Annotated in this window: 23 protein-coding genes and 1 riboswitch; of the genes, 19 read left to right on the forward strand and 4 right to left on the reverse strand. The window is 66.8% G+C overall.

The annotated features are described in order from the left end of the window. Window positions 1–164 precede the first annotated feature (164 nt). From pyrH to mobA, 13 genes are all read left to right on the forward strand, one after another. A complete protein-coding gene (gene pyrH / locus AC3WT0_RS00005) occupies window positions 165–893 on the forward strand; it encodes a UMP kinase (protein WP_492750429.1) in 729 nt (242 codons plus the stop codon). Between the two features lie 2 nt (window positions 894–895). Continuing rightward, window positions 896–1,453, forward strand: coding sequence for a ribosome recycling factor (gene frr / locus AC3WT0_RS00010; protein WP_492750431.1), 558 nt, complete (start codon window positions 896–898; stop codon window positions 1,451–1,453). Next, the gene (locus AC3WT0_RS00015) at window positions 1,450–2,196 is read left to right on the forward strand and encodes an isoprenyl transferase (RefSeq protein WP_492750432.1); all 747 of its coding nucleotides are present in this window, start codon (window positions 1,450–1,452) and stop codon (window positions 2,194–2,196) included. Before frr ends, AC3WT0_RS00015 begins: the two co-directional genes overlap by 4 nt. After that, window positions 2,193–2,984, forward strand: a complete 792-nt coding sequence (locus AC3WT0_RS00020) for a phosphatidate cytidylyltransferase (protein WP_492750433.1) — start codon at window positions 2,193–2,195, stop codon at window positions 2,982–2,984. The genes AC3WT0_RS00015 and AC3WT0_RS00020 overlap by 4 nt, the downstream gene beginning before the upstream one ends. Then, complete coding sequence (locus tag AC3WT0_RS00025; RefSeq protein WP_492750435.1) at window positions 2,981–4,144, forward strand: 1-deoxy-D-xylulose-5-phosphate reductoisomerase; 1,164 nt, start codon at window positions 2,981–2,983, stop codon at window positions 4,142–4,144. The genes AC3WT0_RS00020 and AC3WT0_RS00025 overlap by 4 nt, the downstream gene beginning before the upstream one ends. Further along, the gene (gene rseP, locus AC3WT0_RS00030) at window positions 4,141–5,274 is read left to right on the forward strand and encodes an RIP metalloprotease RseP (protein ID WP_492750436.1); all 1,134 of its coding nucleotides are present in this window, start codon (window positions 4,141–4,143) and stop codon (window positions 5,272–5,274) included. Before AC3WT0_RS00025 ends, rseP begins: the two co-directional genes overlap by 4 nt. 77 nt (window positions 5,275–5,351) lie before the next feature. After that, entirely contained in the window at window positions 5,352–7,997 is a 2,646-nt protein-coding gene (bamA, locus tag AC3WT0_RS00035) for an outer membrane protein assembly factor BamA (RefSeq protein WP_492750438.1), read from the forward strand. After that, window positions 7,997–8,605 (forward strand): OmpH family outer membrane protein, encoded by a 609-nt coding sequence (locus AC3WT0_RS00040; protein ID WP_492750439.1) that lies wholly within the window; start codon window positions 7,997–7,999, stop codon window positions 8,603–8,605. The genes bamA and AC3WT0_RS00040 overlap by 1 nt, the downstream gene beginning before the upstream one ends. Beyond that, window positions 8,602–9,081, forward strand: coding sequence for a 3-hydroxyacyl-ACP dehydratase FabZ (gene fabZ, locus AC3WT0_RS00045; RefSeq protein ID WP_492750441.1), 480 nt, complete (start codon window positions 8,602–8,604; stop codon window positions 9,079–9,081). Before AC3WT0_RS00040 ends, fabZ begins: the two co-directional genes overlap by 4 nt. Window positions 9,082–9,171: 90 nt before the next feature. Further along, the gene (gene rpmE, locus AC3WT0_RS00050) at window positions 9,172–9,402 is read left to right on the forward strand and encodes a 50S ribosomal protein L31 (RefSeq protein ID WP_492750443.1); all 231 of its coding nucleotides are present in this window, start codon (window positions 9,172–9,174) and stop codon (window positions 9,400–9,402) included. A gap of 215 nt (window positions 9,403–9,617) precedes the next feature. After that, a complete protein-coding gene (locus AC3WT0_RS00055; protein ID WP_492750444.1) occupies window positions 9,618–11,903 on the forward strand; it encodes an FdhF/YdeP family oxidoreductase in 2,286 nt (761 codons plus the stop codon). Between the two features lie 10 nt (window positions 11,904–11,913). Further along, window positions 11,914–12,696 (forward strand): formate dehydrogenase accessory sulfurtransferase FdhD, encoded by a 783-nt coding sequence (gene fdhD, locus AC3WT0_RS00060; protein WP_492751167.1) that lies wholly within the window; start codon window positions 11,914–11,916, stop codon window positions 12,694–12,696. Continuing rightward, window positions 12,693–13,214, forward strand: coding sequence for a molybdenum cofactor guanylyltransferase (gene mobA, locus AC3WT0_RS00065; protein WP_492750445.1), 522 nt, complete (start codon window positions 12,693–12,695; stop codon window positions 13,212–13,214). The genes fdhD and mobA overlap by 4 nt, the downstream gene beginning before the upstream one ends. On the opposite strand, the gene AC3WT0_RS00070 is transcribed toward mobA, so the two are convergent. From AC3WT0_RS00070 to ispH, 4 genes are all read right to left on the reverse strand, one after another. Next, window positions 13,211–15,052 (reverse strand): CHASE3 domain-containing protein, encoded by a 1,842-nt coding sequence (locus AC3WT0_RS00070; RefSeq protein WP_492750447.1) that lies wholly within the window; start codon window positions 15,050–15,052, stop codon window positions 13,211–13,213. The two genes, mobA and AC3WT0_RS00070, sit on opposite strands and share 4 nt — an antisense overlap. Window positions 15,053–15,153: 101 nt before the next feature. Next, the gene (gene rnhA, locus AC3WT0_RS00075; RefSeq protein WP_492750449.1) at window positions 15,154–15,606 is read right to left on the reverse strand and encodes a ribonuclease HI; all 453 of its coding nucleotides are present in this window, start codon (window positions 15,604–15,606) and stop codon (window positions 15,154–15,156) included. Beyond that, entirely contained in the window at window positions 15,603–16,559 is a 957-nt protein-coding gene (thrB, locus tag AC3WT0_RS00080; protein ID WP_492750451.1) for a homoserine kinase, read from the reverse strand. The genes rnhA and thrB overlap by 4 nt, the downstream gene beginning before the upstream one ends. Window positions 16,560–16,574: 15 nt before the next feature. Next, entirely contained in the window at window positions 16,575–17,531 is a 957-nt protein-coding gene (ispH, locus tag AC3WT0_RS00085; RefSeq protein ID WP_492751168.1) for a 4-hydroxy-3-methylbut-2-enyl diphosphate reductase, read from the reverse strand. Window positions 17,532–17,625: 94 nt separating this feature from the next. Here ispH and AC3WT0_RS00090 point away from each other — a divergent pair, with 94 nt between their 5' ends. The 6 genes from AC3WT0_RS00090 to gcvPB all read left to right on the forward strand — a co-directional run bounded on the left by AC3WT0_RS00090 (window position 17,626) and on the right by gcvPB (window position 23,878). Then, window positions 17,626–18,285, forward strand: a complete 660-nt coding sequence (locus AC3WT0_RS00090) for a hypothetical protein (protein WP_492750452.1) — start codon at window positions 17,626–17,628, stop codon at window positions 18,283–18,285. An 87-nt stretch (window positions 18,286–18,372) separates the two neighbouring features. After that, window positions 18,373–18,475, forward strand: a riboswitch (glycine riboswitch). Between the two features lie 166 nt (window positions 18,476–18,641). Next, complete coding sequence (gene gcvT / locus AC3WT0_RS00095) at window positions 18,642–19,769, forward strand: glycine cleavage system aminomethyltransferase GcvT (protein WP_492750454.1); 1,128 nt, start codon at window positions 18,642–18,644, stop codon at window positions 19,767–19,769. Then, complete coding sequence (gene gcvH, locus AC3WT0_RS00100) at window positions 19,769–20,152, forward strand: glycine cleavage system protein GcvH (RefSeq protein WP_492750457.1); 384 nt, start codon at window positions 19,769–19,771, stop codon at window positions 20,150–20,152. Before gcvT ends, gcvH begins: the two co-directional genes overlap by 1 nt. A gap of 20 nt (window positions 20,153–20,172) precedes the next feature. After that, window positions 20,173–20,934, forward strand: a complete 762-nt coding sequence (locus AC3WT0_RS00105; RefSeq protein ID WP_492750459.1) for a class I SAM-dependent methyltransferase — start codon at window positions 20,173–20,175, stop codon at window positions 20,932–20,934. Window positions 20,935–20,936: 2 nt separating this feature from the next. Beyond that, on the forward strand, window positions 20,937–22,295 hold the full coding sequence (gcvPA, locus tag AC3WT0_RS00110; RefSeq protein ID WP_492750461.1) for an aminomethyl-transferring glycine dehydrogenase subunit GcvPA: 1,359 nt from the start codon (window positions 20,937–20,939) through the stop codon (window positions 22,293–22,295). Then, window positions 22,292–23,878, forward strand: coding sequence for an aminomethyl-transferring glycine dehydrogenase subunit GcvPB (gcvPB, locus tag AC3WT0_RS00115; protein WP_492750463.1), 1,587 nt, complete (start codon window positions 22,292–22,294; stop codon window positions 23,876–23,878). Before gcvPA ends, gcvPB begins: the two co-directional genes overlap by 4 nt. Window positions 23,879–23,917: the final 39 nt, after the last annotated feature.

A 23,917-nucleotide genomic window follows, 5' to 3' on the forward strand; every position in this document is an offset into this window, starting at 1 on the left:
CCCCCACCCGGCCTCCCACTGAGCGTATCCTGGATGGGAGGCCGGGTGGGGGAGCGGGTCGGTGCCGCCAGAGGCGCTGTCTTGCGCCTCTTAAAGCCTTGGCAGTGAAGCGCGCGCTGACTAAGGTCCGCGCGCTATTTTTTCGATCGGATTCTTCCCCCACCATGAGCAAGCCCCGCTTCAACCGTGTCCTTCTGAAGCTGTCGGGCGAAGTGCTGATGGGGCCGGGGCAGTTCGGCATCGATCCCGATACGGTGGCGCGCGTGGCCGGCGAGATCGCCGAGGCCAAGGCGGCGGGGCACGAACTCTGCATCGTCGTCGGCGGCGGCAATATCTTCCGCGGGCTGGCGGCGGCGGCCAAGGGCTTCGAGCGCACCAGCGCCGACTATATGGGCATGCTCGCGACGGTGATGAATGCGCTGGCGGTGCAGAATGCGCTCGAGCAGATCGGCGTCGATACGCGCGTCCAGTCCGCCATTCCGATGTCCACGGTATGCGAACCCTTCATCCGTCGGCGCGCCGAGCGCCACATGGAAAAGGGGCGGATCGTGATTTTCGCCGCCGGCACCGGCAACCCCTATTTCACCACCGACAGCGCCGCCGCGCTGCGCGCCGCCGAAATGAACTGCGATGCGCTGTTCAAGGGCACTTCGGTCGATGGCGTCTATGATGCCGATCCGAAGAAGGTGAAGACCGCAAAGCGTTACGATACAGTCACTTTCAACAAGGTTCTGTCAGACGATCTGAAGGTGATGGATGCCAGCGCCGTCGCGCTTTGCCGCGACAACGACATCCCGATCGTCGTCTTCAACATTCGCGAGCAGGGCAATCTGCTGCGCGTGCTGAAAGGCGACGGCACCGCCACGATCGTTCAGAATAACGAGGAGAGATAAGGATGGCCGCTTACGATAAGGCCGATCTTGAGCGCCGCATGGCCGGCGCCACGGAGTCGCTGAAGCATGATCTGGGTGGCCTGCGCACGGGCCGCGCGAGCACCTCGCTGCTCGATCCGGTGACCGTCGAGGTTTACGGCGCGCACATGCCGCTCAATCAGGTCGCGACCGTGTCGGCGCCCGAGCCGCGCATGCTTTCGGTGCAGGTTTGGGACAAGTCCAATGTCGGCCCGGTCGACAAGGCGATCCGCTCGGCCGGCCTCGGTCTCAATCCGATCGTCGACGGGCAGAATGTCCGCCTGCCGATCCCCGATCTGACCGAGGAGCGCCGCAAGGAGCTCGCCAAGCTCGTCAATCAATATGCCGAAAAGGCGCGCATCGCGGTGCGCAACGTCCGCCGCGACGGCAATGACGCGCTCAAGGCCGACGAGAAGAAGGCCCTGCTGAGCGAGGACGAACGCAAGCGCCACGAGAATGAGGTCCAGAAGCTGACCGATTCGACGATCGCCGACATCGATGCGGCGGCGGCGGCCAAGGAAAAGGAAATCCTCAACAAGTGACGATCGCACGCGCCAGCCTTGAGCCGGCGGCGACGGGCGGGGGCGCCGGCGCGCCGCGCCACGTGGCGATCATCATGGACGGCAACGGACGCTGGGCGAAGGCCCGGCACCTGCCGCGCGTCGCCGGGCACCGCAAGGGCGTGGAAGCGGCGCGCAATGTCGTGCGCGCGGCGGGCGACCTCGGCATCGAGGTGTTGACGCTCTACGCCTTCTCGTCGGAGAACTGGCGCCGCCCCGCGAGCGAGATCGCAGACCTGATGGGGCTGCTCCGCCGCTTCATCCTCGCCGATATCGACGAACTGGCCGAGGCCGGGGTGCGGCTGAAGGTAATCGGCGATTATCGCGCGCTCGATCCTGATCTGGTCGCGATGATCGACGGCGCGATCGCGCGCACCGCGGACAATCGTCGGCAGACGCTGGTCATGGCGCTCAACTATGGCGCGCAGGACGAGCTTGTTCGCGCCGCGCGCACGCTGGCGGAGCGGGCAAGGGCGGGGGCGATGGACCCCGCAGCGATCGACATCGCGGCGATCGACGCCGAACTCGACACCGCCGACCTGCCGCCGCCCGATCTGGTGATCCGCACCTCGGGCGAGCGGCGGCTGTCCAATTTCCTGCTCTGGCAGGCGGCCTATGCCGAATTGCTGTTCGTCGACACGCTCTGGCCCGATTTCGACAAGGCGGCGCTCGAGCGTGCGATCGGCGACTATATGCAGCGCGAGCGCCGTTTCGGCGGGCTATGACCGGTAGCGCGCCCAGCGGATGGGGCGCCGAGCTTCCCAAACGGGTGGCGGTCGGCGCGATTCTCATCATCGTCGCGCTCGCGGCGCTTTATCTCGGCGGCTTCGCCATGTGGGCGCTTGTCGCCGCGGCCAGCCTGATCATGACGGGCGAATGGGCCGATCTCGCCCAGGCCAGTCCCGAACGGCGCAAGCTGGTGCGCATGGCGATTGTCGTGCCGCTCGCCATCCTGTCGCCGCTTGCGGCGGGCGCGGATGCCTTCGCCTTCGGCATCGTGCTGGCGACGGCGTTGTTCATATTGATGGTGACGCGCAGTCCCCGGCTGGCGGGCGGCATGCTTTATGTCGGCATCCCGGCTTTTGCGCTCATCCTCATCCGCTCGCAGCCGAACGGGCTGTTGCTCGCCTGCTGGACGCTCGCGACGGTTTGGGCGACCGATATCGCGGCCTATTTCTCGGGGCGGCTGATCGGCGGGCCCAAGCTGCTGCCGCGCGTCAGCCCCAGCAAGACCTGGGCGGGGCTGATCGGCGGCATGGTCTGTGCGCTGCTCGTCGGGCTGGGTTTCCATGCGTGGGGCGGGCTCGATCGCGGGCTTGCGCTCGCCAGCCCCTTGCTCGCGGTGCTTGCGCAGATCGGCGATCTCTACGAAAGCTCGCTCAAGCGCGCGGCGGGCGTGAAGGATAGCGGAACGATGTTGCCCGGGCACGGAGGCGTAATGGACAGGTTGGATGGCGTGATCACGGTCGCGCCTGCGGTTGCGCTGCTGCTGGTCGCGGGGGCGGCGGCATGAGCCGGCGGACCGTAACGGTGCTGGGCGCCACGGGATCGATCGGCAAGTCGACGCTCGACCTGATCCATCATGATCGCGACGCGTTCGAGGTCGTCGCGCTGACCGCTAACAAGGATGTGGCGGGGCTGGCGGATGCCGCGATCGCGCTCGGCGCGAAGCAGGCAGTGATCGGCGACGACGCGCTGCTGGGCGAATTGCGCGACCGGCTGAACGGCAGCGGCGTGGACGCTTCGGCCGGCGCCGATGCCGTGGTCGAGGCCGCCGCGATGGGCGCGGACTGGACGATGGCCGCGATCGTCGGCACCGCCGGGCTGCGGCCGACCATGGCGGCGATCGAGGGTGGGGCGACCGTTGCGCTCGCCAACAAGGAATCGCTCGTCTCGGCGGGCGACGTGATGACCGGCGTGACGCGCAAGGCCGGAGCGACGCTGCTCCCCGTCGATTCCGAGCATAATGCCGTCTTCCAGTGCTTCGATCATGATGCGCCCGCCCGCGTCTCGCGCGTGATCCTGACGGCGAGCGGCGGGCCGTTCCGCACCTGGGACTATGCGGCGATGGGGCAGATCACCCCGGCGCAAGCCGTGAAGCATCCCAACTGGTCGATGGGCGCTAAGATCTCGGTCGATTCGGCGACGATGATGAACAAGGGCCTCGAACTGATCGAGGCGTTTCATCTGTTTCCCGTCTCGGCGGAGCAGCTTGACGTCATCGTCCACCCCCAGTCGGTGGTGCATTCGATGGTCGAATATGTCGACGGATCGGTGCTTGCCCAGCTCGGCACGCCCGACATGCGCACCCCGATCGCGCACACGCTGGCCTGGCCGACGCGCATGTCGACGCCGTGCGAGCGCCTTGATCTTGCCAAGATTGGCCGGCTCGATTTCGAGCCTGCGGATACGACGCGCTTTCCCGCAATCGCCCTTGCACGCGAGGCGCTTAGCGCCGGTGGCGCGCGTCCGGCTGTGCTCAACGCCGCTAACGAAGAGGCCGTTGCAGCCTTTCTTGCCGGGCGGATCGGTTTCCTCGATATCGCCGCAATTGTGCGCGACACACTCGAGACTTATGATCCGCCTGCCCCGCAGTCCCTCGACGATGTGTTCGCGATCGACCGTGAGGCCCGCGCGCGTGCTTGCGCGGTGATGGAGGTGTTTGCCGCGTGAGCCATGGTCCCGGCCTGTTGATGACTGTCGTCGCCTTCCTGCTGGCGCTGGGGCCGCTCATTTTCCTGCATGAGCTTGGCCATTATCTCGCCGGCCGCTGGTTCGGCGTGAAGGCGGAAGCCTTCTCCATCGGTTTCGGGCGCGAGATTTTCGGCGTGACCGACCGGCGCGGCACGCGCTGGAAGTTCGGCTGGCTGCCGCTTGGCGGCTATGTCCGCTTTGCAGGCGACATGAACCCGGCGAGCCAGCCCAGCTCCGACTGGCTGGCGCTCCCCGCGGATGAACGCAATCGCACCTTCCAGGCCAAACCGGTGTGGCAGCGCGCGATCATCGTCGCGGCCGGGCCGCTTACCAATTTCCTGATTGCCGTCGTCATCCTTGCCGGCTTCGCGCTCGCCTATGGCGAGGTGCGGACCCCGCCCGTGGTCGGATCGGTGCTGGAGAAGTCGGCGGCCGCCAGGGCGGGACTCCGGCCCGGCGACCGGATCACCGCCATCAACGGTCGTTCGGTCGAGCGCTTCGACGATCTCGCGCGCTACGTGATTTCGCGGCCCGGCGAGCACGCCTCGCTCGATGTCGTGCGCGGCGGCGACAAGATCGCGCTTCCGATCGACATCGGCGTGAACGAGCAGCGCGACCGTTTCGGCAACAGCTACAAGTTCGGGCTGCTCGGCGTCGGCGCGACCGGCCAGGTCGTGGTTCCGGTCAGCCTGGCGGAGGCTCCGGCCGTCGCAGTGCGGCGCACCGGCGCGATCCTTGCGATGATGGTCGACGGGCTGGGCCAGATCATCACCGGGCGGCGTCCGGTGAGCGAGATGGGCGGACCGCTCAAGATCGCCCAGCTCTCGGGCGAGCAGATGGCGGGCGGCATCGACGATTTCATCGGCTTCGTCGCGCTGATCTCGATTAATCTGGGATTCATCAACCTGTTGCCAGTCCCTATGCTGGATGGCGGGCATCTGCTCTTCTACGCGCTCGAAGCGGTCAGGCGCAGGCCTGTCGATGCGCGCGTGCAGGAATGGGCGTTCCGCTCTGGACTGTTGTTGATTTTGTCGCTCATGGTCCTCGTGACCTTCAATGATCTGTCATCCTTCGGGCTATGGCGGGGGCTGGCCGGGTTGATCGGTTAGTCGGGCTGGGGCAGACGCCCCGTTTCAGTGATTCTCGTGCAAGGTGGGATTGGGTGAGGGCGACTAAGGTAACGACTATGGCCAGGCGGCATGGGTCCGTCCTGCTGATCGGCACCATCCTTGCCGGCGGCGCGGCGCCGGTTTTCGCCCAGGCCGGCGGCCAGGAGCAGCCTTCGCTCGCGCCGGCGCCTACGCTTGCGACCGCGCCCGTGCTGAATCTGCCGTCGCAGACGATCGGGACGATCCAGCGCGTCAACGTCGTCGGTGCCCAGCGCCTCGAGCCGGACACGGTGCGTTCCTATGTGAAGCTGCGGCCCGGCGGCACCTACAGCCGCGCCAGCCTGGACCAGGCGCTGAAGGACCTGTTCGCAACCGAGTTGTTCGCCGACGCGACGATCCGCGACGACGGTAACGGCGTGATCACCATCGAGGTGCGCGAGAACCCGGTCATCAACCGCATCGTGCTGGAAGGCAACAAGCGCCTGAAGGACGAGAAGATCCGCCCCGAGATCAAGCTCGCGCCGCGCCAGATCTACACGCGCTCCAAGGTCCGCGCCGATGTCGCGCGCATCATCGAGCTTTACCGTCGCCAGGGCCGCTTCGCCGCTGTCGTCGAGCCGAAGATGGTCCAGCTCGACCAGAACCGCGTCGACATCGTCTTCGAGATCACCGAAGGCGACAAGTCGAAGGTCCGCCAGATCAACATCATCGGCAACCACAAGTTCAAGACGAGCGAGCTGCGCGCGCAGATGGCGACCAAGCAGTCGCGCTTCTTCCGCTTCTTCTCGTCGAACACCACCTATGACCCCGATCGCCTGGCCTATGACCAGGGCAAGCTCCGCCAGTTCTACCTGACCGAGGGCTATGCCGATTTCCGCGTGACCTCGGCCATCGCCGAGCTGACGCCGGACAAGAAGAATTTCATCATCACTTATGTGGTGGAGGAAGGCGACCGCTACAAATTCGGCGAGGTGAAGGCCGAAAGCGACCTGCGCGACTTCAAGTCGGAGGTGGTCCAGCGCCTGATCCCGATGAAGAAGGGCGACTGGTACAACGCCAAGAAGGTCGAGGACACGGTGGACTCGATCACCGAGACTGCCGGCGTGTTCGGTTACGCCTTCGCCGACGTGAACCCGCAGTTCGAGCGTAACGGCGAAGACAAGACGATGGCGATCACCTTCCAGGTCGCCGAAGCGCCGCGCGTCTATGTCGAGCGCATCGACATCAACGGCAACACCAACACGCAGGACAAGGTCGTCCGCCGCGAGTTCCGCCTGCAGGAAGGCGACGCGTTCAACGGTTTCCTGGTCAAGCGTTCGCAGGATCGCATCAATTCGCTCGGCTATTTCCAGGACAAGCTGGAAATCAAGCAGTCGCAGGGCGCGTCGCCGGACCGCGTCGTGCTGACCACCAATCTCGAGGAAAAGCCGACCGGGCAGCTTCAGCTTTCGGCGGGTTATTCGAGCCTCGAGCGCTTCATCGTCAACGCCTCGATCACGCAGGACAATTTCCGCGGCAAGGGACAGACGGCGCGCGCGTCGGTCGACTGGTCGGCCTATTCCAAGTCGGTCTCGCTGGGCTTCACCGAGCCTTATCTGTTCGACAAGAACATCGCGATCGGCGGCGATATCTTCCGCCGCGATCTCAATTCGTTCAACTATCTGAACAGCAACCGCAATACCACCTATTCGCAGGTGACGACGGGCTTCCAGATCCGCGTCGGCGTGCCGCTGACCGAATATTGGCAGCTGCAGGGGCGCTACGGCCTCAGCTTCGACGACGTCACGCTCGACAAGAACACTTATTATATCGACGGCCAGTGCAGCCCGCTGCTCGCCGGACGCTATCTCTGCGACGCGATCGGCAAGCGCACCACCTCGTCGGTCGGCTACTCGCTGGCGTTCAGCAACCTCAACAACTCGCTGCGCCCGACCGCCGGCCACCGCTTCACGATCAGCCAGGATGTCGCAGGCCTCGGCGGCAGCGTGCGCTATGTCCGCACGCGCGTCGACGGCGCGAAATATTGGGGACTGGGCGGGGGCTTCATCTTTTCGATCCAGGGCGAGGCAGGCAATATCGTCGCGCTGCAGAAGAGCCCGGGGCCGGGCGTCGACGCGGTCCGCCTCGTCGACCGCTTCTATCTGGGCGATCCGCAGATTCGCGGCTTCGACATTCGCGGCATCGGCCCGCGCGTCGTGCGCTATCCGATCGACACGACCGACCCGAACAATCCCGTCGTGATCACCGATCGCAAGCAGACGACCAACGACGCGATCGGTGGGCGCTATTACTATATGTCGCGTGCCGAGCTTCAGCTTCCGCTGGGCGCGGGTGCGAAAAGCATGGGCCTGCGCCCGTCGATCTATGTCGATGCCGGCGCGGTCTGGGGCGTCGTGAAGCCGAACCTCATCGCCAATCCCAACGGCACGACCATTCCGGTGCGTGACGTGAACGGCAATCCGCTTTATACCGACGGGGCGGGGAACACGACCACCAACCCGATCAGGCAGGACGGCACGGCCAACACGCCGCTGGTCAACACGATCGCGCCGTTCAAGGAAGAGTTTTTGGGCAATACGCCCAAGCCGCGCGTTTCGGTCGGCTTCGGTGTGAACTGGAATTCGCCCTTCGGGCCGTTCCGCATCGATATCGCGAAGGCGCTGCTGAAAGAACGGGGCGACGATCCAAAACTGATAACCTTCAACGTAGGAACTCAATTCTGATGAAAAACTTTGCCATTGCCGCGGCTCTTCTCGCTGCGACCGCCATTCCCGCCGCTGCCCAGGCGCAGGTGGGCGTCGCCGACATTCCGTCTGCGGTCCAGCAGACTGCGGCTTTCCAGACTGCGACGACGCAGATGAAGACGACCTACAAGGCCCAGATCGACGCATTCAACGCGAAGCAGGCCTCGCTTGCCGCCGAGATCAAGCCGATGGTCGACGCCTTCCAGGCCGCGCGCGCCAAGCCGGGCGCCACCGACGCGCAGCTCAAGCCGCAATATGACGCGATCCAGGCCAAGCAGGCTTCGATGCAGCAGCAGCTCGCGCCGCTTTATCAGCCGCTCGCCCGCGCTCAGGCTTATGTCGAGGACCAGATCGTCCAGAAGCTCGACCAGGCGACCAAGAGCGCGATGACCGCCCGCCAGGTCAAGGTGCTGCTGAAGCCGGACGCCGCCTATGCCTACGATCCTTCGGCCGACATCACCTCGGCGATCGTGACCGAGCTCAACAAGCTCGTGCCGACCGCCAGCATCACCCCGCCGGCCAACTGGCAGCCGGGTCAGGCGCCGGCCGGCGCGACCCCGGCAACCCCGGCGCCGCAGGGCCGATGAGCGAGGGCGAAGGCGTCGGCGCCGCGATTGGCCCGCTGGATATCCGGCGGGTCATGGCGGCGCTGCCGCACCGTTACCCGATGCTGCTCGTCGATCGGGTCGAGGAAATCGTCCCCGGCCAGTCGATCGCGGCGATCAAGGCGGTGTCGGTCAATGAGCCCTTCTTCCAGGGCCATTTCCCGACCCGCCCGATCATGCCCGGCGTCTTGATCGTCGAGGCGCTCGCCCAGGCGGCGGGCGTCCTCGCGGTCGAGTCCTTCGGGCTCGCGGGATCGGGCAAGCTCGTCTATTTCATGGCGATCGAGGACGCGAAGTTCCGGACCCCGGTCGAACCCGGCGTTCTGCTTCGCCTCGAAGTCGAGTTCGTCCAGAAGCGGGCGGCGGTGAGCAAGTTCGCCGGCCGCGCGCTGATCGACGGCAAGGTCGCCGCGCAGGCGAACTTCACCGCGATGATCGCGGACCCGCCGGCGGCCTGATCAACCTTCACTTGTAATAGGGCGGCCGCACCTGTATGCGGCCGCCTTTCATTTGGCTGGTCGGAAACCAGCCGCCAAGGAGCCTGACCGATGAAGAAAGACACGCACCCCGACTATCACATGATCAAGGTGCAGATGACCGACGGCACCGTGTACGAAACCCGCTCCACCTGGGGCAAGGAAGGCGACACGCTGCAGCTCGACATCGACCCGACCGTCCACCCGGCGTGGACCGGCGGCAAGTCCTCGCTCCTCGACAGCGGCGGCCAGGTCGCCCGCTTCAACAAGCGCTTCGGCGGGCTCACGCTCGGCAAGAAGTAAGCGGCGGCGCGCCGGCAAGGGCGCGTTTCCCGATCGACGACAGGCCCGGTTGCCCTCGCAGGCCGCCGGGCTTTTCGTGCGTCCCCGCTACCTTGGTATAGGCGCGGCGCGGGTGAGCGCCCTGCTAGTCATGGCAACAGCGTGATAGATTTGGCTGTCTCGAGCCACTATCGTGACCGGCCGGCGTGTCGCCGGAAAAGGGGCTGGAGGCGCGTATGGCTGGCAAGAATCTCGATGGCGTAAAGCCCTACGGCGGCCCGGCGGCGGGCTGGGGCGCCTTGCGCGCGGTCGCGATCGCGATCCGCGACCAGATGGGCGCCAGCGCCAACAGTCGCGCGCTGCTCCAGATGAACCAGCCCGACGGCTTCGACTGCCCCGGCTGCGCCTGGCCCGACCCGAAGCATACCTCGTCCTTCGAATTCTGCGAGAATGGCGCGAAGGCCGTTACCTGGGAAGCGACGGCCAAGCGCGTCGATCCGGCCTTCTTCGCCCGGCACAGCGTCAGCGAGCTGTGGGAATGGACCGACTTCCATCTCGAGGATGCCGGCCGGCTCACGCACCCGCTGCGTTACGACGCCGAGACCGATCATTTCGTGCCGATTGAATGGGACGAGGCCTTTGCGCGCATCGGCGCGGTGATGCAGGCCATCGACGATCCCAATAAGATGGAATTCTACACCTCGGGCCGCGCGTCGAACGAGGCCGCATTCGTCTATCAGCTTCTTGCCCGCGAATATGGCACCAACAATTTTCCCGATTGCTCGAACATGTGCCACGAGGCGACCAGCGTCGGCCTGCCCAGATCGATCGGCGTCGGCAAGGGCACGGTGACGCTCGAGGACTTCGAGCATGCCGATGCCGTCTTTTGCATCGGCCACAATCCCGGCACCAATCACCCGCGCATGCTCGCGACCCTGCGTGAGGTGTCGCGGCGTGGCGCGCCGATCGTCGTCGCCAATCCGCTGCGCGAGCGCGGGCTCGAGCGTTTCCAGGATCCGCAGGTTCCGGTCGAGATGGCGACCAACAGCGCGACCCCGCTCGCTTCGGCCTATCATCTCGTCCGCGTCGGGGGCGACGTGGCGATGTTCAAGGGCATGATGAAGGCGCTGCTCGCCGCCGATGCGATGAATCTCGGCACCGGCGGCACCGGCCTGCTCGACCACGCCTTCATCGCCGAGCATACCGTCGGCTTCGAGGCGCTCAAGGCCGACATCGAGGCGACCGAGTGGACGAAGATCGAGGCGCGCTCCGGCCTCACCCGCGCCGCGATCGAGAGCATGGCCGAGGTCTATTGGCGCTCGGAACGCGTGATCATGTGCTACGGCATGGGGCTTACCCAGCACCGCCACGGCACCGAAAATGTCCAGCAGATGGCCAATCTGCTGATGCTTCGCGGCAATATCGGCAAGCCCGGCGCAGGCATCTGCCCCCTGCGCGGCCACAGCAACGTCCAGGGCGACCGCACCGTCGGGATTACCGAGATCCCGACCGAGGCGTTCCTGGCGCGGCTCGACAAGGCGTTCGGCATCACCAGCCCGCGTCCCCACGGCCATAATGCGGTCGAGGCGGTGGCGGCGATGCGCGACGGCACGGCAAAGGGCTTCATCGGCCTCGGCGGCAATCTCGCCGTCGCGATGAGCGATCCCGAAGCCTGCTTCCCTGCCTTCCGGAAGCTGGACCTCAACGTCCAGATCGTCACCAAGCTCAATCGCACCTGCTTGCTGACCGCAAAGGAAAGCATCATCCTGCCGTGCCTCGGCCGCACCGAGCAGGATGTCCAGCAGGGCGGGGTGCAGGCGGTGACGGTCGAGGATTCGATGTCGATGGTCCACGCCTCGCGCGGCAAGCTGAAGCCCGTCTCGGGCGATCTGCGTTCCGAACCCGCGATCATCGCCGGCATCGCCAAGGCGGCGCTACCGAAGACCGTCGTCGACTGGGACGGTCTCGTCGCCGACTATGACCGCATCCGCGACAAGATCGAGCAGGTCTTCCCCGACTTTTTCGATTTCAACGCGCGCATCCGCACACCGGGCGGCTTCCGCCTGCGTGTCGGCGCCTCGAACCGCGAATGGGATACGCCCGACGGCAAGGCCCATTTCCTCGTCTTCGCCGGGATGGACGAGGATGAAGGCCGCGACGATGGCATGCTGACGCTCACCACACTGCGCAGCCACGATCAGTACAACACCACCATTTACGGCCTGAACGATCGTTATCGCGGCATCACCGGGCGGCGCGACGTGATCTTCGCCAATGTCGACGATCTGACCGAACTCGGCCTCGCGCATGGCGATCTCGTCGATGTGATCGCGGGGCCGGGACGCGTGCTCGCGGGGCAGACCGTCGTCGCGCACACCATCTCGCGCGGATCGATCGGTGCTTATTATCCCGAGGCCAATTGCCTGATCGCGCTCGACGATCATGACCGGAGCAGCGGCACGCCGTCCTACAAGTCGGTTGCCGTCAGGCTGCGGGCCGCCGCGCGCGCCGACGCCGCCTGAGCAGGCCGTGATCGGCGAACCCGCCATTGCCGTCGGCTTCACGCGCCTGTCGCGCGATGGAGGCGTTGAACCGATCAAGCGCCTGCTGGCGCGCGAGACCCCGGTCGCGATCGAGATCAACGGCATCGGCTATGCCGTGCTCATGGCGACGCCTGCCGACCTCGAGGATCTCGCCTATGGCTTCCTCCTCACCGAAAGGCTGATCGACGGTGCGGCCGACATCATTGCAGTCGATGCGCATGACGCGGGACAGGGCGTGGTGCTGCGCATTGCCGTGATCGAGGCGGTCGGCGCGCGCCTGTTCAATCGTGTCCGTCATCGCACCTCGGATTCGTCCTGCGGGCTGTGCGGCATCGAGAATCTCGAACAGGCCTTGCGCCCGCTTCCCCCGGTCGCGCCGCGTTGGACCGGCAACTCGGAAGCCGTCTTTCGCGCGCTCGACGCGCTCGACGCGCATCAGGCCCTGAACCGCACCACGGGCGCGGTTCACGCCGCTGCCTTCTGTTCTGCGGCGGGTGACGTCATGACGGCGCGCGAGGATATCGGCCGCCACAACGCTTTCGACAAGCTGATCGGCGCGATGCTCCGCGCCGGGCAAGCGTGGGAAGGGGGCTTCGCGCTTCTGTCCTCGCGCTGCTCCTACGAACTGGTGGAGAAGGCCGTGCTGTCGGGCTGCGCGATGCTCGCGACCATATCCGCACCCACGGCGCTGGCGGTCGAGCGCGCGGCGGAGGCCGGCCTCGCGCTCCACGTCCTCACGCGCCGCGACGCCACGCTCGTCCGCCTCGCATGATCCTCGGCGCGGTGCTGGCGGGCGGTCAGGCCCGGCGCTTCGGCAGCGACAAGGCGCTGGCGCAGTGGCGGGGCAGGGCGCTGATCGATCATGTCGCCGCCACGCTTGCGCCGCATGTCGATGCGCTCGTGGTCTGCGGACGCGAGCATCCGGGCATAGCAGCGATCGCAGATCGACCACAGCCTGATCTCGGCCCGCTCGGCGGCATCAACGCCGCGCTTCACCACGCCCGCGCGCACGGTCACGCCTTCGTGCTGTCGCTTCCCTGCGACACGCCGTTGATCGACGAGGCACTTCTGGCCAGCCTCGCCGGGGCGGGCAGCTCCGCCTTCCTCGCCGCCATGCCGGTGATCGGCCTGTGGGAAAGCCGCCACGCCGAAGCGCTCGATGAGATGCTCGCCGGCGAAAGCAGCCGCTCGATCCGCCGCTGGGCGGAGAGCATAGGTGCCGTACCGCTTGAGCTCGGGCGCCCGCTCAACATCAATCGCCGCGAGGATCTCGACGATCTGCCCGCCTAGCCGTCGAGCACTTCGCGCACCTTCCTTGCCAGCGCCTCGATCGAGAATGGCTTGGCGATGAAGGCGACGTCGGCGTCGACCACGCCGTTATGGACGATGGCGTTGCGCGTGTAGCCGGTGGTGTAGATCACCTTCAGTCCCGCCTCGCGCCGGCGCAATTCGTCGGCGAGCTGGCGGCCGGTCATTCCCGGCATCACCACGTCGGTGAACAGCAGGTCGATGCGCGGCAGCGCCTCGAACTGCTCGATCGCGCGTGGGCCGTCGCCCGCATGGATCACGGTATAGCCCAGCTCGCGCAATGCATCGACGGACATGCGCCGCACCTCGGTCGCGTCCTCGACGACCAGGATCACTTCCTCGCGGCTGCCGAGCGGCAGATCGCCGCCGGCTTCGCCGGGCGCCTGCTCGCGCTCGCCGCCGGTATAGCGCGGCAGGTAGATCTTGATCGTCGTACCGCGCCCGATCTCCGAATAGATTTTCAGATGCCCGCGCGATTGCTTGACGAAGCCGAACACCTGGCTCAGCCCCAGCCCGGTGCCCTTGCCGATCTCCTTGGTGGTGAAGAAAGGCTCGAAGGCGCGTTCGATCACCTCTTCGCTCATTCCGGACCCGGTGTCGGTGATCGATATCATCACATATTGGCCGGCGCGCACGTCGTCATGCGCGCGCGCATAGCGGTCGTCGAGCTCGCTGTTCGCCGTCTCGATCGTCAGCTTGCCGCCCTCGGCCATCGCGTCGCGGGCGTTGACCGCCAGATTGACCAGCGCGCTTTCGATCTGCGTCGCGTCGGCATGGACTTTCCACAGCCCGCCCGCCAGCACCGTCTCGACCCCGATCGTCTCGCCCAGCGTGCGGCGAAGCATCTCGGACATGCCGGCGACCAGCTTGTTGGCGTCCAGCACCCTGGGTTCCAGAGGCTGCTGTCGCGAGAAGGCGAGGAGGCGCGCGGTCAGCGTCGCTGCGCGTTCGGCGCCGTCGCGGGCATTGGCGATGGCGGTGACGACTTTCGGATTCTCGGCGCCCGTCAGCCGGCGCTTCGCGATGTCGAGGCTGCCGATGACGATCGCCAGCATATTGTTGAAATCGTGCGCGATCCCGCCGGTCAGCTTGCCCAGCGATTCCATCTTCTGGAGCTGGCGGACCTGGCTTTGCGCGCGGCTGCGCTCGGCCATCTCGGCTTCCAGCTCGCGATTGGCGGCCCGCAGCGCCCAGATGCGCCGCTGCGCCTCGCCGACCACGATGAAGGCGAGGAAGACGACCACCACCCCGCTTCCGACCAGCACGGCGCGGACGATCCAGTTGGTCGCCGCCGCGCGGCTCGTCCGCCGTTCGAGCAGTTGCTGTTCGGTCTCGCTCATCCGTTCGAGCAGGGTCTGCGCGCGCTGCATCAGCCGCAGCCCGCCGCCGTCGCGCATCAGCGCCTGCGCGACCTGCACATCGCCGACGCGGATATGGCCGATTCCCGTCTCCAGCCGCGCCATCTTCGCGCCGATCGCATCGCGCAGCGCCGGCATCGCCGCGCGATGCTCGGGATTGTCGGCGGTCGCCTTGGCGAGCCCGTTCATCTCGTCGGGCAGTTCGGCGGCGGCCGAGCTATAGGCGCTCAGATAATCGCTGTTGCCCGTCAGCAGGAAACCGCGATAGCCCGTTTCGGCGCGCGTCACGAGCAGCTCGACGAGATTGATCCGGCCTTCGACTTCCAGCGTATGGCGGACCCATGCGGCCTGCTCCTCCTGCCGGAAGGACAGCCAGATGGCGCTCGCCACGGCCGCAATGAGCAGGATGAAGCCGGCGATCAGCGGGACGAGCGCCCGATTGGACCGAGACAAGGTCAACATGGCGCCACCGGACAGGGTTGCCGGCCTTCAGGCGCGGCGCAGGCGCCCCACTGCGCCCGATGGACCCTTGGCTATCGCGGTGCGCCGGTCCCTGCAACAATTTACAGTGCGGCGCGGGCCGCCAGCGCTGCGTCGCTTGCCAGCCGGTCGGCGCGCTCGTTGTCGGGATGGCCGGCATGACCCTTCACCCATACCCATTTGATCCGATGCGGCTCGGCGGCGGCGATCAGCGCCTGCCACAGATCGGCATTCTTGACCGGCTTCCGGTCCGCCGTCTTCCAGCCGTTGCGCTGCCAGCCCTTGATCCACTTGGTCAGCCCGTCCATCACATAGCGGCTGTCGGTCGACAGCGTGACCTGACAGGGCCGGGTAAGCGCGTTCAGCCCCTCGATCACCGCCGTCATTTCCATGCGGTTGTTGGTGGTCAGCGGCTCGCCGCCCGAAAGCTCCTTCTCGCGCGCACCCGAACGGATGATCGCACCCCAGCCGCCGGGGCCGGGATTGCCTTTGCACGCTCCGTCGGTCGCGATCTCGACATGCGTCAACTCGCTCATGCGAAGATCGCCTCGCCCCCGGCGGCATATCGTTCGAGCCGGCGGAGATAGGCGAGCGGATCCTTGCGCGTGACCAGCGCATCCGCCGGCGTATTGAGCCAGTCCCACGCCCGCGTCAGGAAGAAGCGCAGCGCCGCCCCGCGCGCCAGCACCGGCAGCGCCGCCCGCTCGGCTTCGCTCAGCCCGAAGCGCGCCGCATAGCCCGCGATCAGCGCGCCGCCGACCGCCGCGTCATAATTGCGTCCGTCGGCGTCGAACGCCCAGGCGCCGTGCATCACGGCCAGATCGTAGGCGCGGATATCGGTGCAGGCGAAGTAGAAATCGATCAGCCCCGTTACCCTGTCGCCGAGCATCAGGACGTTGTCGGGGAACAGATCGGCGTGAATCGCGCTGACGGGCAGGCCCTCCGGCCAGGCCGACAGCACGGCGTCGACATGCGGCCGCACCCGATCGAAAAGCCCCGCCTCGATCGAATCGAGGTCGCGCCCGCACCGCTCGAACAGGTCGCGCCACATGGCGACGCCCATCGAATTGGCGCGCACCTGCCCGAAATCGGCGAGTGCGCGGTGCATGTCGCCCATCGCCTCGCCCGCGGCGCGCGCCTGCGCAGGGGTCGGGTGGCTCAGCGATACGCCGGGCAGATACTCGATCAGGCAGGCCGGCCGGCCCGCCACGCTCTGGATCTGCACGCCGTCCCTGTCGGCAATGGCGCGCGGCACCGGGCTGCCGGCGGCGGCGAGATGATCGAGCAGCGCGAGGAAGAAGGGCAGGTCACTCGCATCGACGCGCTTTTCGTAGAGCGTCAGGATGAAGCGGCCCGTGCTCGTCTCGACCAGATAATTGCTGTTCTCGACGCCCTCGGCGATCCCCTTGGCCGAAACCAGCGTGCCCGCATCGTAGCGCGCGAGCAGCGCGCCGAGCGCCTCGGCCGAGACATGCGTATAGACAGCCACCCCGGTGTCGCGCCTTCAGGCGGCCTGCAGGCCGCGCGGCAGCTTGAACTGCATATTCTCGATCGTGGTCTCGACCTCTTCCTCGCTGATCGCATAGCGCGTCGCGAGCAGGTCGATCACTTCGCGCACCAGTACTTCGGGGGCCGATGCGCCGGCGGTCAGCCCCAGCGTCGCGACCCCGTCTAGCCAGTCGAAATCGAGTTCGTCGGCGCGCGCGATCAGCTTGGCGCGCGTGCCCTCGCGCTCGGCGACTTCGACGAGGCGGACCGAGTTGGAGCTGTATTGCGCGCCGACCACCAGCATGGCGTCGCACCGCGCAGCGATCGCCTTCACCGCCGTCTGTCGGTTCGAGGTCGCGTAGCAGATATCCTCGCCGCGCGGCCCGACAATATTGGGGAAGCGCTTGCGCAACGCCTCGACGATCGATGCGGTGTCGTCGACCGAAAGCGTCGTCTGGGTCAGGAAGGCGAGGCCGTCCGGATCGGCGGGGGCCAGCGTCGCCACATCCTCCTCGGTCTCGACCAGCGTCATCGCGCCTTCGGGGACCTGGCCCAGCGTGCCGATCACCTCGGGATGGCCGCGATGGCCGATGAAGACGATATGGCGCCCGGCCTCGATCAGCCGTTCGGCCTGGCGGTGAACCTTGGAGACGAGCGGACAGGTGGCATCCAGATAGGTGAGGCCGCGTTCCTCGGCCTTGCGCGGCACCGCCTTGGGCACGCCATGCGCCGAAAAGACCACCGGCGCATCGTCGGGCACCTCGTCCAGTTCCTCGACGAAGATCGCGCCCTGCGCCTTCAGCGTATCGACCACATATTTGTTGTGGACGATTTCGTGCCGGACATAGACCGGCGCGCCATATTTCTCGATCGCGAGTTCGACGATGCGGATCGCGCGATCGACGCCGGCGCAGAAACCGCGCGGCGCAGCGATCAGGAGCTTGAGGGGCGGGCGGCTCTGGAAAAGCGACATGGACATCGCCCTACGCCATTGCTTGCCTGCGTGAAAGCGCCTTCCTATGCTTGGGGCAAGGCTCGTTCGCAGCCGGATCGTTCTAAGGATGCCTATGTCGTCTCGTAAAATCGCGCTGTCCGCCTCGATTCTCACGCTTGCGCTCGCGGGCTGCAGCCAGCGCGGCGAGCTTTCCGGCGAAGGCGGAATCGGCGTCAACGTCGTGCGTTCGTCGTGCCCGGCGGTGGGCATCCCAGACTATACGGGCGACATCACCTACTTCAATCCGCCCCAGTCGCGCGAAGCGACGGCGATCGACATGGTCGCGACGCTCACCAACGTCCGCACCAGCTGCAACGATGCGGACAAGCAGAATCCGCAGGTCATCAGCACCTCGACCTTTGAGGTCCAGGCGCGGCGCGCGACCACGCAGGGCGCGCGCGACGTCGTCCTTCCCTATTTCACGGCGGTGCTGCGCGGCGGCGGCGTCGTTGTTTCCAAGCGCATCGGCACGGTGACGCTGCACTTCGCGGACGGGCAGGCGACGACGACGGCGTCGGGCACGGGCAGCGCGGTCATCACCCGCTCCGCCGCCACGCTGGCGCCCGATATTCGCCAGCGCATCCTTCGCAAGCGCAAGGCGACCGATCAGGATGCGTCGCTCGATCCGCTCGCCGAGCCCTCGGTGCGCGACGCCGTCCAGCGCGCGACTTTCGAAGTGCTGATCGGCTTTCAGCTCAACCCGGACCAGCTCCGCTACAACGCCACGCGCTGACCTCGACGCAAGCCGGTTGCGCGATCGGCAATTGACTCGCGCCACCGCCGCAGCCAAGGCTCGTCGGGTCATCGGCGGGCAACCGCCGGGGGCCGCGCGGGAGAGTGCGTCGGAAGCCGATCCGGTTTTCGCCGCCGCCGAAGGAGCAACCGCCCCGGAATCTCTCAGGCCAAGGGACCGCGCGGACCATTGACACTCTGGAAAGTGCGACCGCTTCGGCGGGCGCCGCCGAAGGGGTAACCTCACGCTTTCAACGGCATGGGGGAAAGCTCTCAGGTTCCGTGACAGAGGGGGCAGCAACCGATGACCGCTTTGGCGGTTGGCGGTGCTGTCACCAGTCATGAGGGAGCCGGGCGTTGAGCGAAGAACCGACAATCGAGATCGAAGACCGTCTGCTGCCGCTCGACGGATGGCACCGCGCGCAGGGCGCGCGCATGGTCTCGTTCGCGGGCTATGCGATGCCCATCCAGTACGAAGGCATCATTGCCGAGCATCTGTGGACGCGCACCAGCGCCGGGCTGTTCGACGTCAGCCATATGGGCCAGTTGCTCTTCACCGGCGAAGGCGCTGCCGAGGCGCTTGAGGCGCTGCTCCCCGGCGACATCAAGGGGCTGGCCGAGGCGCGCCCGCGCTATTCGCTGCTGCTCGCCGACAATGGCGGCATCCTCGACGACCTGATGGTCACGCGCCGCGCCGACGGGCTTTACATGGTGGTCAACGGCGCGACCAAGGAAGAGGATATCGGCGTCTTCCGCGATCTCCTGCCCGACGAGATCACGATCAACCATATGGAAGATCAGGCGCTGCTCGCGCTGCAGGGACCGAAGGCGGTCGACGCGCTGTCGCGCCTCGTCCCGGGCGTCGCTGCGCTCTATTTCATGGAGGCAGGCGCCTTCACGATCGCCGGGGTCGACGCCTGGATCAGCCGCTCGGGCTATACCGGCGAGGACGGGTTCGAGATTTCGATCCCCGCGGACGCCGCCGTGGCGATCACCAGCCTGCTCTGCAACCAGCCCGAGGTGAAGCCGATCGGCCTTGGCGCGCGCGATTCGCTGCGGCTCGAGGCGGGGCTCCCGCTCTACGGCCATGATCTGGACGAGACGACGACGCCGATTGCCGCCGATCTCGGCTTCGCACTGTCGAAGCGCCGGCGCGAGGAAGGCGGTTTTCCCGGCGCCGAACGCATCCTGCAGGAGCGCGCCGACGGCGCAATCCTCAAGCGCGTCGGCCTTTTCGTCGAGGGACGCCAGCCGGTGCGCGAAGGCGCGATGGTGGTTGATGGCGAGGGCAACGAAGTCGGCCGCGTCACCAGCGGCGGCCATTCGCCAAGCCTCGAGCGCCCGATCGCCATGGCCTATGTGCCGACGGCCAGCGCCACGCCCGGCGGAACGATCAAGGTCGCCCAGCGCGGCAAGATTTTCGACTGCACGGTCACGCCGATGCCATTCGTCCCCCATCGATATCACCGCAAGGGAGCAGCCTGATGAGCTATTATTTCACGCGCGATCATGAGTGGATCAGCGTCAATTCGACGACTCACGACACGATCGCGACCGTCGGTATCACCGATTATGCGCAGGCCCAGCTCGGCGACATCGTGTTCGTGGAGCTGCCCTCGGTCGGCACGCACGTCACCAAGGGCGGCGACGCTGCGGTAGTCGAATCGGTCAAGGCCGCGTCGGACGTCTATGCCCCGGTTTCGGGCGAAGTCGTCGAAGGCAATGCCGCGCTCGAGGCCGATCCCTCGCTGGTCAACAGCTCGCCCGAGCATGACGGCTGGTTCTTCAAGCTGCGCCTCGCCTCCAGCAGCGAGCTCGACGGGCTGATGGACAAGGCCGCCTATCAGGCGTTCCTCGAAACGCTGTGAGCAAAGGCGCGCCCGATGGCGTGAATAGCGCATCGCGCTGGGACCCTCGGGACTATGCGCAAAATGCGGCATTCGTGCCGGCCATGGGCGCGCCCGTGCTCGCGCTGCTCGCGCCCCGGCCGGGGGAGATTATCCTCGATCTCGGCTGCGGCGACGGCGTGTTGACCGAAAAGATCGTTGCGGCCGGCGCGTCGGTCATCGGTGTCGACGCCTCGCCCGAAATGGCCGCGGCGGCAAAGGCGAGGGGGATCGATGCGCGCGTCGCCGACGGCCAGGCGCTCGCCTTCGGCCCGATCTTCGATGCGGTGTTCACCAATGCCGTGCTTCACTGGATGCTCGACACCCACGGCGTGGCGCGCGGCGTGTTTGCGGCATTGAAGCCTGGCGGGCGCTTCGTCGGCGAGATGGGCGGGGAGGGTAACGTCGCCGCCATCTGGCGGGCTGTCCGTGCCGAGCTTACCGAGCGCGGCCATCCCGTCCGCCCGCAGGACACGCACTGGTATCCCTCGGTCGCCGATTTCACCGCCGTCTATGCCGAGGCGGGCTTCGTCGACATAGCCGCGCAGCTCATTCCGCGCCCGACCCCGCTTCCCACCGGCATCGCCGGATGGGTGCGTACCTTCCGCACCGGGCTGATGGACGCCGACGGCATCGATCCGCAGGAGCAGGCCGAGATCGCCGACGCCGTAGAACGCCGCCTCGAGCCCGAGCTTCGCCAGCCCGACGGAAGCTGGATCGCCGATTATGTCCGCCTGAGATTCACGATGAGAAAGCCGCTCTGACCATGCGCTACTTGCCTCTTACCGACACCGATCGCGGCGCGATGCTGCAGACCATCGGCGCCCGTTCGATCGACGATCTGTTCGTCGACGTGCCCGCCGGGGCGCATCTGGCCATTCCCATCGAAGGCCTGCCGCTGCGCGCGACCGAGCTTGAGGTCGAACGCCATCTGACCGCGATGGCGCGCCGCAACACCGTCGCGGGCGAAGTGCCCTTCTTCCTCGGCGCCGGCGCCTATCGCCATCATGTCCCCGCGACAGTTGATCACATCATCCAGCGCGGCGAATTCCTCACCGCCTACACGCCCTATCAGCCCGAAATCGCGCAGGGCACGCTCCAGATGCTGTTCGAGTTCCAGACGCAGGTCGCGCGCCTGTTCGGCTGCGACGTGGCGAACGCCTCGATGTACGACGGCTCGACCGCGTGCTGGGAAGCGATCACCATGGCGCGCCGCATCACGCGCCGTGCCAAGGCGCTGATCTCGACGGGGCTTCATCCCCATTATGTCAGCGTCGCCGAGACGATGGCCAAGTTTACCGGCGACGATCTGCGCGTCGGCGCGCCGTCGCTCGAACCCGCGACGGACATCCCCGATCTGCTCGAGGCGGTCGATGGCGAGACGAGCTGCGTCGTCGTCCAGTATCCCGACATTCTCGGCCGGATCACCGATCTGTCCGATCTCGCCGCGCGCGTGCATGAGAAAGGCGCGCTGCTCATCGCCGTCGTCACCGAGCCGGTGGCGCTCGGCGCGATCCGCTCGCCCGGCGAGATGGGCGCGGACATCGTCGTCGGCGAAGGCCAGTCGCTCGGCGTCGGCCTCCAGTTCGGCGGCCCTTATGTCGGCCTGTTCGCCTGCAAGGAGAAGTTCGTCCGCCAGATGCCCGGTCGCCTCTGCGGCGAGACGGTGGACGCGGAAGGCAAGCGCGGCTTCGTCCTTACCCTCTCGACGCGCGAGCAGCATATCCGCCGCGAAAAGGCGACGTCGAACATCTGCACCAATTCGGGCCTCTGCGCGCTCGCCTTCTCGATCCACATGACCCTGCTTGGCGAGAAGGGGCTGCGCGAGCTTGCCATGCTCAACCATACGCTCGCCGTCATGGCGGCGGACCGGCTGGTCAAGGTGCCGGGCGTCGAGCTGATCAACGAGGGCTTCTTCAACGAATTCACCCTGCGCCTGCCGAAGGAGGCGCGCCCCGTCGTCCGCGCGCTCGCCGATCGCGGCATCCTTGCCGGCGTGTCGCTCGGCCGCCTCTATCCGGGCGCCGATGCGCTCGCCAACGGGCTGGTCGTCGCCGTCACCGAGACCACGACGAAGGTCGACATCGAAACGCTTGCCACCGCGCTTGAGGAGATCCTGGCATGACGATCAACCAGAGCGGATGGCGCCCCGAGCGCCCCGAAGGCGAGACCACCGCGTCCGCCGCAGCCACCTTCACCGGCAATCGCGCGCTGATGCTTGAGGAAGCGCTGATCTTCGAGATCGGAGACAGCGAGACGACGGGCGTCGATTTCCCGCATCTCCCGGCGCTGGACGAAGGCGCGAACCGCCTCGGCTATCTCGCGCGCAGCACGCCGATCGGCCTGCCCGGCCTGTCGGAGCCCGAGACGATCCGCCATTATACCCGCCTGTCGCGCCAGAATTACGCGATCGATCTCGGCCTCTTCCCGCTCGGCTCGTGCACGATGAAGCACAACCCGCGCCTCAACGAGAAGATGGCGCGCTTGCCGGGCTTCGCCGACATCCACCCGCTCCAGCCCGTCGATACGGTGCAGGGCGCGCTCGCGGTGATCAACGAGCTCGCCATGTGGCTGATCAGGCTCACCGGCATGCACGGCGTCGCGATGACGCCCAAGGCCGGCGCGCATGGCGAGTTGTGCGGCATCCTGTGCATCAAGGCCGCGCTCGAGGCGAAGGGCGAGGGGCATCGCAAGGTCCTGCTCGTCCCCGAAAGCGCGCACGGCACCAATCCCGCCACCGCCGCCTTCGCCGGCTATACGGTCGAGGCGATCCCCGCCACGCCCGAAGGCCGCGTCGATCTGGAAGCGATCAAGGCGCGCCTCGGGCCGGACATCGCCGGCGTGATGATCACCAATCCCAATACCTGCGGCCTGTTCGAGCGCGACATGAAGGCGATCTCGGACGCGGTCCATGCGGCGGGCGGCTATGTCTATTGCGACGGCGCCAATTTCAACGCGATCGTCGGGCGCGTCCGCCCCGGCGATCTCGGCATCGATGCGATGCACATCAACCTGCACAAGACCTTCTCGACCCCGCATGGCGGCGGCGGCCCCGGCTCCGGCCCGGTCGTGCTCTCGGAGGCGCTGTCGCCCTATGGCCCGCTGCCTTTCACCGAACGCCACGCCGACGACCATATCACGCTGGTCGAGGAGGAGACGGTGGGCGATCGCCATCCCCACAGCTTCGGCCGCATGACGGCCTTCCACGGCCAGATGGGCATGTTCACCCGCGCGCTCGCCTATATCCTCAGCCACGGCGCCGACGGGCTGCGCCAGGCAAGCGGCGATGCGGTGCTCAACGCCAACTACATCCTCCGTTCGCTCGAGGATGTGCTCGATGCGCCTTTCGCCGCCTCGGGCCCGTGCATGCACGAAGCGCTGTTCAGCGACGAAGGTTTCCCGGAGGGCTTCTCCACGCTCGACGTGGCGAAGGGGCTGATCGACGAGGGATTCCACCCGATGACGGTCTATTTCCCCCTCGTCGTCCACGGATCGATGCTGGTCGAGCCGACCGAGACCGAGAGCAAGGCCGCGCTCGATCAGTTCATCGGCGCGCTGCGCGCGGTGGCGGTTCGCGCCAAGGCCGCCGATCCCGCGCTCAAGGCCGCGCCGCACTTCGCGCCGCGCCGTCGGCTCGACGAAACGCTCGCCGCGCGCAAGCCGGTGCTCGTCTGGAAGGAAGCGGATCTGCCCCAGGCGGCCGAGTAGCCGCCTTCATGCGCTGATAGCGGAGCTTGCTGGACATCT

This window comes from Sphingomonas sp. EU05-FHT14C10 (assembly GCF_058790595.1).

Excerpts from the sequence above, each read along its gene's own strand:
- gcvPB (WP_492750463.1), top strand. The coding sequence starts at position 22,292 with ATGACGATCAACCAGAGCGGATGGCGCCCCGAGCGCCCCGAAGGCGAG.
- ispH (WP_492751168.1), bottom strand. The coding sequence starts at position 17,531 with ATGTCGCTTTTCCAGAGCCGCCCGCCCCTCAAGCTCCTGATCGCTGCG.
- pyrH (WP_492750429.1), top strand. The coding sequence starts at position 165 with ATGAGCAAGCCCCGCTTCAACCGTGTCCTTCTGAAGCTGTCGGGCGAA.
- AC3WT0_RS00090 (WP_492750452.1), top strand. The coding sequence starts at position 17,626 with ATGTCGTCTCGTAAAATCGCGCTGTCCGCCTCGATTCTCACGCTTGCG.
- gcvPA (WP_492750461.1), top strand. The coding sequence starts at position 20,937 with ATGCGCTACTTGCCTCTTACCGACACCGATCGCGGCGCGATGCTGCAG.
- fabZ (WP_492750441.1), top strand. The coding sequence starts at position 8,602 with ATGAGCGAGGGCGAAGGCGTCGGCGCCGCGATTGGCCCGCTGGATATC.
- mobA (WP_492750445.1), top strand. The coding sequence starts at position 12,693 with ATGATCCTCGGCGCGGTGCTGGCGGGCGGTCAGGCCCGGCGCTTCGGC.
- gcvH (WP_492750457.1), top strand. The coding sequence starts at position 19,769 with ATGAGCTATTATTTCACGCGCGATCATGAGTGGATCAGCGTCAATTCG.
- AC3WT0_RS00020 (WP_492750433.1), top strand. The coding sequence starts at position 2,193 with ATGACCGGTAGCGCGCCCAGCGGATGGGGCGCCGAGCTTCCCAAACGG.
- AC3WT0_RS00070 (WP_492750447.1), bottom strand. The coding sequence starts at position 15,052 with ATGTTGACCTTGTCTCGGTCCAATCGGGCGCTCGTCCCGCTGATCGCC.
- AC3WT0_RS00055 (WP_492750444.1), top strand. The coding sequence starts at position 9,618 with ATGGCTGGCAAGAATCTCGATGGCGTAAAGCCCTACGGCGGCCCGGCG.
- frr (WP_492750431.1), top strand. The coding sequence starts at position 896 with ATGGCCGCTTACGATAAGGCCGATCTTGAGCGCCGCATGGCCGGCGCC.
- rpmE (WP_492750443.1), top strand. The coding sequence starts at position 9,172 with ATGAAGAAAGACACGCACCCCGACTATCACATGATCAAGGTGCAGATG.
- bamA (WP_492750438.1), top strand. The coding sequence starts at position 5,352 with ATGGCCAGGCGGCATGGGTCCGTCCTGCTGATCGGCACCATCCTTGCC.
- rnhA (WP_492750449.1), bottom strand. The coding sequence starts at position 15,606 with ATGAGCGAGTTGACGCATGTCGAGATCGCGACCGACGGAGCGTGCAAA.
- AC3WT0_RS00040 (WP_492750439.1), top strand. The coding sequence starts at position 7,997 with ATGAAAAACTTTGCCATTGCCGCGGCTCTTCTCGCTGCGACCGCCATT.
- AC3WT0_RS00025 (WP_492750435.1), top strand. The coding sequence starts at position 2,981 with ATGAGCCGGCGGACCGTAACGGTGCTGGGCGCCACGGGATCGATCGGC.